Genomic DNA, 6,895 nt, shown 5'->3' with positions numbered 1-6,895 from the left:
GGTCAGAAAACTCTTGCATAACGGACGGTAACCACAGAAGAAATCCGCGTCGAAACAATCAACCCATTCTACGGCACTGATATTCAGTGCTGGATATTCTACAGAAAGAGCTTCTGCATGATGGAGAAGGGGCGATCCAGAGCCGTTATACAGTGTGACTTGAACCGTTTTTTCATCCAGAAACATGATGTCTTCGGAGTGACAGTATCCCTCAACAAGCTCTTTCACGAGCCTGTTGAGGAGCGAGGCTGGGCCAGTGAGTGTCTGGACTGATATTGTGGATATACTCATCATTGGGATCCTTTGATTTAGGTCCCAATTTCGTGGGGCACAGACAACCGGTCGGGGCAATGGCGCGCCATTAAGGGCGCGGGCCGCCAGGCCGCACCATTGCGGCGAGCGTGTTGTTCTGTGTGCTCAAGGCATCATAAAAGTCTCTTTCCTGAAAAAATGAGTATTTTTCGTCGCATCAGCACACTCCAAACTGGTTCCCGATCAGTGAGGAGTTTGTAATGCCGCGAAAATCCAGTCCCCAGTCTGTTGAGAGCAAACTGTCGAACCATTCGGTCATGACGTCCCCTGTCGAAACTGAAAACATTGTCATTGCACCCAACGGTTCACCGCACAAAACAACTCATTATCCGCGCACCTCTGGCGATAACATGTCAAAGCATCAACGATACTATGCTCGAAATCGCGAGTTAGTTTGTGCACGCCAGCGTGAAGCCAGGCGCCGCAAGAAAGTGTTGCGTGTATCCCAGGAAATGAGGGACATCTAATGCGTCGGCGATACGGGACTCCAATGCGGTCTGCACGAGAAAACTCGTTCTTGAAAGCTTTCAAATCTGACATTCAGGGGCGCAAAGGTGAGACGGACGTCAGGAACATTCTTGCTGAATATGGTCTACCCAGTCACCATGATATTGTGTTGCCAACCCGATCAGGAAACCCAACTCAGATTGATCATGTGGCTCTGACGCCTCTTGGCATCCTCGTCGTTGAAACAAAGCACTTACGAGGCCGATTGAGTGGGGATGTTCGCAACGATTATTGGCAGCAAACCTTGCCTTCTGGCTGGTCAGAGAAAATCTACAGCCCTCTGCGACAGAATGCCAGTCATTGTGCCGCAGTGTACGAGATTGTCCGTCACATAGATCCTGGCATTCAGACACTCAGCAGAATTGTCATGACGGGGCCTGCAGAAGTTGCTCCGGAGCTTCTCTCTGTGGTCCACACACGTGAAACGTTTGCGAAGGAACTGGAAAACCTACGGAACAACTCTGTTTCAGAGCTGCTCCAGCATGCCTGGGATCGTCTAACTGAAGCAGCAAAACATCATGAGGGCTTGCGGAAAGGAACGACCTTATCCCCATTTGCCTGATTTGCTTCGCGATCATCTTCTCGAACAAGAATGACCTTTTCGGCCGGTCGGTTAAAATTGCGTTGCATGTAATCAATGAATTCCTCTCGGTCTTCATCTGTCAACGGAAACGCTGCCTCGTAGGTATCAAAGCCCTCTTGCTGGTAGAGACCACAATCAATTTCCAGAGCTTCCTCGTAGTCCAGCCCGTCACATGTCGCATTAACAAATCCCAGTCTTGAAGGCTCGTAGCCGTCATATCCAAGCTGCACAATCCAGCTCTCACCGAGATAGATCACGTCTATCATGCCATCTTCCGCATTGATCGGGGGCCATGCGCCGATTTCCACGCCTTTGAACTGGCCAGGAAACATGTCGGCCAGAGCCTTCGCCAGCCGTGCTGTCTGGGGCCTCATGACGGCAAAATCATGCACAACAGGAATGGGTGCATCTTCTCGCTCGGCTCGGAAATACGCCTCCACTTTTTCCTCTGGCCACGCTTTATCAATAAGCGCATCCATTTCTTCTTCTGTATAACGATGCCGTGCAGGATCTTCTGGAGCTTTGGATACGACTGGTTTTTTGGTGCGAGATGGTTTCTTGGTTGTCATAACGGACCTGTGTGGTTGACTAAAAACGAGAGTTTAATACCGCAAGACGCTTGGTCTTCTCAGTTCAAATTGCGACAGTCTGATGTAACATTATGGCTCGAACGCAACACAACGTTGCCGTTCCTGTCTCCAATCAATTCACACCTTACCCATGATGCCTTCTGGTCTGGCTGGGCCGGCCGGAAAAGAATCATGGATGAACCTGTTTCGCTACTTGCGCTGGAACGGATTTCATATCCAGAGTTCAGCAACTGCTCCAAAGAAGCCGGGTGTTCTGAAAAGAGAGTGGGAACAGCGTGTGGCGTGGTTTTTGGCGCAAACTGGCTCGTCCCGCTGCTGATCATGTTTTGCGCTGAAGCCGGCTGTGACAGTGCCATCAAACCAGAAAGAGCTGCCAGTGGCAGGCTATACGTTAATTTCACAATAAGTTCTTTCACAGACAGAATTTCACCATAGGTGGTGGGGGAGCGATTTCTCCAACCCGCCGCTTTACTTCCTGCATGAGCACGGCGGCAATTTCGTGAATGAGTTCCATCATATGCGGAGCTTCAGATGGACGCGGCCCATGCGGCGTGTTTGAAATCAGGGTAATAAGTTGGGGAAGTATGCCGCTCTTTTTGATTTCTTTGGGTTTCTCTGTCGGGTTGATCTTTCCCTGAGCATATCCAAGGGAACCCAGTAAACTGGCAGTTATCAACGCTCCAAGACGCATGTCTTCGTCCCATGTCATCAGCCCTAACAAATATGGTCTGACGATCTGTTCAGGTCCCCGGAACAGTCTGAAAAAGACGCTCCCATCGACTATGCTGCCATCTTCACTCAGGATATCGACACGCAACCGCCATCCGTCACCAAAACGGGGGTGCGGTACGTCTCCTTCTCCATCCTGGGCAATTTGCCTATAACGCGCTCTCACCTCTGGTGAACTTGGAGTGCGGAATGTCACCACGCTGGTGGATGTTTCCTCCAGTTTCAGGTGCTCACCCTGTATTCCAGTATCTTCCCAGGTGCTTACCGCGTCACAACTCGGATTGACGCCATGTTGCATAACAGTTTCGTCTCCTTATTCCCGTGAGCCCCTATCTTTGCGTCACAGGATGCGACGAAAAACTTAGTCTCGCCAGATTCGTCTAAAAAAGTGAATCTGGTCGCATGATGAGAGGGAATACTCATCCCTAAAGGAGAACGGTAATCCCCCCATTTTTAGTGGGGTTCTGACTGAGAATTCAGGCAGCTACTTTTAGTTTCTGGGCGGGTGTGAACCCACCGTTTCCCATGTTGGGTCTGTCATTATTATATGTCCAGAGCCATTGTGTTGCGACCTCCTGTACGTCCTGGATGCTTTCAAACAGATGCTGCTCCAGCCATTCCTGCCGGACAGTCCTGTTGTAGCGTTCAATATAGGCGTTCTGCTGCGGATTACCCGGTTGTGTATAGATCAGGGTAATCCCCTGCTTTTCGGCCCATGAAACCAACGTATGACTGACATATTCAGGGCCATTGTCCATTCGGATAGCCTCTGGCCTGCCACGCCACTCCATAACCTGCTCCAGACAGCGGACAACCCGACAGGCCGGCAGGGAAAAATCAACCTCAATCGCCAGTCCTTCACGATTGAAATCATCCAGAATGTTCAGGAGCCGAAAAGCACGTCCATCCAAAAGTCTGTCCGCCATGAAATCCATGGACCAGACTTCGTTGGGAAGTGCTGGGACCGACAGCTTTTCGGGCTTTTCGCGAACCAGGCGCCTGCGGGATTTAATCCGCAGGTTGAGTTCCAGTTCCCGATAGATCCGATAAACCCGCTTATGATTCCAGAGCTGTCCCTGCACATTGCGCAGATACAGGAAACACAGACCAAATCCCCATCTCCTGTGAGCCTGGGTCAGTCCCACCAGAAGAGCGGCAATCCTGTCGTTCTCCGCTGCCAGTCGCGGACGATAGCGAAAGCAGGTCTCGGATATCCCAAAAATCCGACAGGCCAGCGCAATGCTGACCCCATGATGCGCCACAGCCTGTGCGGCCAGTTCCCGGCGCTGGGCTGGCCGCTTCATTTTTTTCCCAGGGCTTCCTTCAGGATATCCGTCTGCATGCTCAGATCCGCATACATGCGCTTCAGCCGACGGTTCTCCTCTTCCAGAGCCTTCATCTGACTGATCATCGAAGCATCCATGCCGCCATATTTCGCCCGCCACCGGTAAAATGTGGCGTTGCTGATCCCATGCTCCCAACACAGATCAGGAACCGGGACGCCGCCCTCAGCCTGGCGGATCACACCCATAATCTGCGCGTCAGTAAAGCGATCACTCTTCATCAGAATCTCCTCATTTCTTACGCTGAGAAAATTCTCATCCAAAAGCCACTCTTTTTATGGGGGGATTACCGACGATCGCAAGGCCATGACTGTCACGAGCTTCTCCAGACGCTTTCTCGACGAATATGTCGATGTCCACCTGAAACCCAGAACACGGGGAGAGTACAGACGCTCGGTGGAACTGTTCATTGTGGCGAAATTCGGAAGCTGGCGGATGGCTGACCTTTCGCGGGCTGAAGTCGTCGAATTTCATGGCAGCTTCCGGCATATCCCCTATCAGGCCAACCGGACGCTGGGCGTGCTGTCAAAAATGTTCAGCCTCGCCAATCTGTGGGGTATCCGCCAGGATGGTGTGAATCCATGCCGGGGCGTCAAACGCTACCGGGAGGAAAGACGCGAGCGTTTCCTCACCAGAGAAGAGTATGCCCGTCTAGGAAGCAGCCTCGACGAGGCCGCCGAAGATATGCCCGAAGCGGCACGGGCCATCCGTCTACTTGCCCTCACGGGTTGCCGGTTGCGGGAAATCCAGACGCTCCAGTGGGCGCATGTCTGGCTGGGTGAAGCCGAACTGCGCCTCCCCGACAGCAAAACCGGAGCAAAAACTGTCCAGTTGGGCAAGGCGGCGGTTGATGTCCTGAAGGCCACCCCTCGCCTGCCCGACAATCCCTATGTCATCACCGGACGCAAGGCTGGCGAATATCTCACTGACCTGCAAAAGCCGTGGCGTCGTATCCGCAAGGCGGCAGGCCTGGATGGCGTCAAGCTCCACGATCTCCGTCATTCCTTTGCATCGGATGCTCTGGAGATGGGAGCGGACCTGACAATGATTGGCCGGATGCTGGGCCATAGCGACATCAAGACCACCTCCTGCTACGCCCATCTGAAGCGAGAAAATGTCAAACGCTCGACGGATCAGGTCGCCCTGCGCATTTCATCCGCGCTCACCGATGCAAGGATACAGGCCTAAATGCCGATCATACCCAATCAGCGGCCTGTCCGTCAGCATCGATCCGCGTTTTACGTCTCGGGAACAACCAGCACATAGCTGGTGCTCCTTCCTCCTGCAGCCTCCCTGGCCAGAATATCGCGCGATACGAGATCATTGATATCACGCAGGGCTGTATCCGGTGACGTCTTTGCAAGCTTCGCCCATTTGGATGAGGTCAGCTTGCCCTCAAACCCATCGAGCAGACGGTTCAGCATAAGGCGTTGCCGGTCATTGATCGATTGTCCGGCCAGATTATCCCAGAAACGGGCCTTCTGGATGACCTTTCCCAGAACCAGTTCAGCGCGATCAAAGGCGCGATCCAGAGCCCCCAGAAACCAGTGCAGCCAGGCCGTGATGTCCATATCCCCTTTCTGTGTAGCCTCAAGGATTGCATAATAATCCTTCCGCTCCTGACGGATCTGGGCTGACAAGCTATAGAAACGCTGATCTGTGTGTTCCGAGCGCGCCAGCATGAGGTCGCCGATGGCCCGCGCCATGCGCCCGTTTCCGTCTTCAAACGGATGAATGGTAACAAACCACAGATGTGCGATGGCTGCCTTCAGCACAGGATCCAGCGCTTGCCCGGCATTGCACCAGTTGAGGAAGACCTGCATCTCTGCGGGTACTCTGCTGGCTGCCGGCGCTTCATAATGAACCTTCTCCCGTCCGACAGGGCCTGACACGACCTGCATCGGGCCGGTTTTGTCGTCACGCCACTCTCCGACCAGAATGCGTGACATGCCGTTTCGGCCAGTGGGAAACAAAGCCGCATGCCAGGCGAACAGCCTTTCCTCGGTCAGCGGATCAGCATAATGCCGGGTCGCATCCAACATCATCTCCACAACGCCTTCGACATCCCGATCCACCGGTGCCAGCGCGCCAATATCCATGCCCAGTCGCCGGGCAATGGAAGACCGTACCTGCTCACGATCGAGGTTTTCGCCCTCGATCTCGCTCGACTTGATGACATCTTCCGTCAGGGTCTGGAGCACGGCCTCCGACCTGAAATCGAAGCCAAGGCTTTCCATACGGCCGAGGAGGCGTCCCTGCCGATGACGCACCGTGGCCAGTTCATGGGCAATGGTATCCTTGTCCCACCGAAAGTCCGGCCAGTTTCCGTGCTGATAAATATACCGCGCCATATTCCCTGCACTCCTTGCGGAGAATATGGCGCTTAATTACCGCAAACCGCAAGGCTATATCCGCATGATATGCGGCGAATAAATCCGTTATTTCTGCACACACTGGTCGAACATCTGTCACAGAAGTTCCCGCTGCCTTTACCGCCCCTCCCGAAAAGCTGTGCCGGTTTTTTATTCCGGCAGCAACACCAGATCACCCTTCTTCCCGACGGAAAATGACGGCAATTGGGGAAAAGCGGAATATCTGGTCAAGGGTTAACTTAATATGTAATCAGCCATTGGTTTTGCCCAAGCTTACACGAGGACAATCGTCAGCTTTAAGAAACAATATCGATAAACTCAATGTTGGGTAGTAGGCTATATTCGGGGAAAGAGTGTGTGTGGAGGGTCGCCGGTCACATTGCCGAGTTCATAGTCATATTAGATTCTAGGTGTTTAGTCCCGGGGTTTGATGGTGTGATATTTTCACGAGAGTGGAAG

7 protein-coding genes and 1 pseudogene are annotated in these 6,895 nt (G+C 53.0%); 3 read left to right on the top strand and 5 right to left on the bottom strand.

Annotated elements, in window-relative coordinates; genetic code table 11:
* Window positions 1-228 (bottom strand): annotated as a pseudogene (locus APA10_RS15255) (hypothetical protein); the annotation flags it as partial.
* Window positions 229-829: 601 nt separating this feature from the next.
* Between APA10_RS15255 and APA10_RS14580 the strand changes: the two are divergent.
* Complete coding sequence (locus APA10_RS14580) at window positions 830-1,381, top strand: nuclease-related domain-containing protein (RefSeq protein ID WP_157668615.1); 552 nt, start codon at window positions 830-832, stop codon at window positions 1,379-1,381.
* Here APA10_RS14580 and APA10_RS09190 read toward each other — a convergent pair.
* Window positions 1,336-1,971 (bottom strand): hypothetical protein, encoded by a 636-nt coding sequence (locus tag APA10_RS09190; RefSeq protein ID WP_003631237.1) that lies wholly within the window; start codon window positions 1,969-1,971, stop codon window positions 1,336-1,338. The genes APA10_RS14580 and APA10_RS09190 overlap by 46 nt on opposite strands.
* Before the next feature lie 192 nt (window positions 1,972-2,163).
* Here APA10_RS09190 and APA10_RS14930 point away from each other — a divergent pair, with 192 nt between their 5' ends.
* On the top strand, window positions 2,164-2,427 hold the full coding sequence (locus APA10_RS14930) for a hypothetical protein (RefSeq protein ID WP_124326567.1): 264 nt from the start codon (window positions 2,164-2,166) through the stop codon (window positions 2,425-2,427).
* Here the strand turns inward: APA10_RS14930 and APA10_RS09180 are convergent.
* Window positions 2,405-3,019, bottom strand: coding sequence for a hypothetical protein (locus APA10_RS09180; RefSeq protein WP_035366740.1), 615 nt, complete (start codon window positions 3,017-3,019; stop codon window positions 2,405-2,407). The two genes, APA10_RS14930 and APA10_RS09180, sit on opposite strands and share 23 nt — an antisense overlap.
* Window positions 3,020-3,197: 178 nt before the next feature.
* Window positions 3,198-4,285, bottom strand: a protein-coding gene (locus tag APA10_RS09175) for an IS3 family transposase (RefSeq protein ID WP_155116677.1) whose coding sequence is annotated in 2 segments (ribosomal slippage) — window positions 3,198-4,024 and window positions 4,024-4,285 — 1,089 coding nt in all. Because the reading frame shifts where the segments join, the coding sequence is not laid out codon by codon here.
* 85 nt (window positions 4,286-4,370) lie between these two features.
* Between APA10_RS09175 and APA10_RS09165 the strand changes: the two genes are divergently transcribed.
* A complete protein-coding gene (locus APA10_RS09165; RefSeq protein ID WP_003631297.1) occupies window positions 4,371-5,252 on the top strand; it encodes a tyrosine-type recombinase/integrase in 882 nt (293 codons plus the stop codon).
* Window positions 5,253-5,302: 50 nt separating this feature from the next.
* Here the strand turns inward: APA10_RS09165 and APA10_RS09160 are convergent, their stop codons facing one another.
* Window positions 5,303-6,415, bottom strand: coding sequence for a Fic family protein (locus APA10_RS09160; protein WP_003631298.1), 1,113 nt, complete (start codon window positions 6,413-6,415; stop codon window positions 5,303-5,305).
* Window positions 6,416-6,895: the final 480 nt, after the last annotated feature.

Source organism: Acetobacter pasteurianus subsp. pasteurianus LMG 1262 = NBRC 106471, assembly GCF_000285275.1.
In the GTDB taxonomy this organism is placed as follows: Bacteria; Pseudomonadota; Alphaproteobacteria; order Acetobacterales; family Acetobacteraceae; genus Acetobacter; species Acetobacter pasteurianus.
Note: the sequence above shows the minus strand (reverse complement) of the source record. Positions and strands in the feature narration are given on the sequence as shown.

Bases quoted from the DNA above. Each gene is read 5' to 3' on its own strand.
- APA10_RS09165 (WP_003631297.1), top strand. From the start codon at position 4,371: ATGACTGTCACGAGCTTCTCCAGACGCTTTCTCGACGAATATGTCGAT.
- APA10_RS09180 (WP_035366740.1), bottom strand. From the start codon at position 3,019: ATGCAACATGGCGTCAATCCGAGTTGTGACGCGGTAAGCACCTGGGAA.
- APA10_RS09190 (WP_003631237.1), bottom strand. From the start codon at position 1,971: ATGACAACCAAGAAACCATCTCGCACCAAAAAACCAGTCGTATCCAAA.
- APA10_RS14930 (WP_124326567.1), top strand. From the start codon at position 2,164: ATGGATGAACCTGTTTCGCTACTTGCGCTGGAACGGATTTCATATCCA.
- APA10_RS09160 (WP_003631298.1), bottom strand. From the start codon at position 6,415: ATGGCGCGGTATATTTATCAGCACGGAAACTGGCCGGACTTTCGGTGG.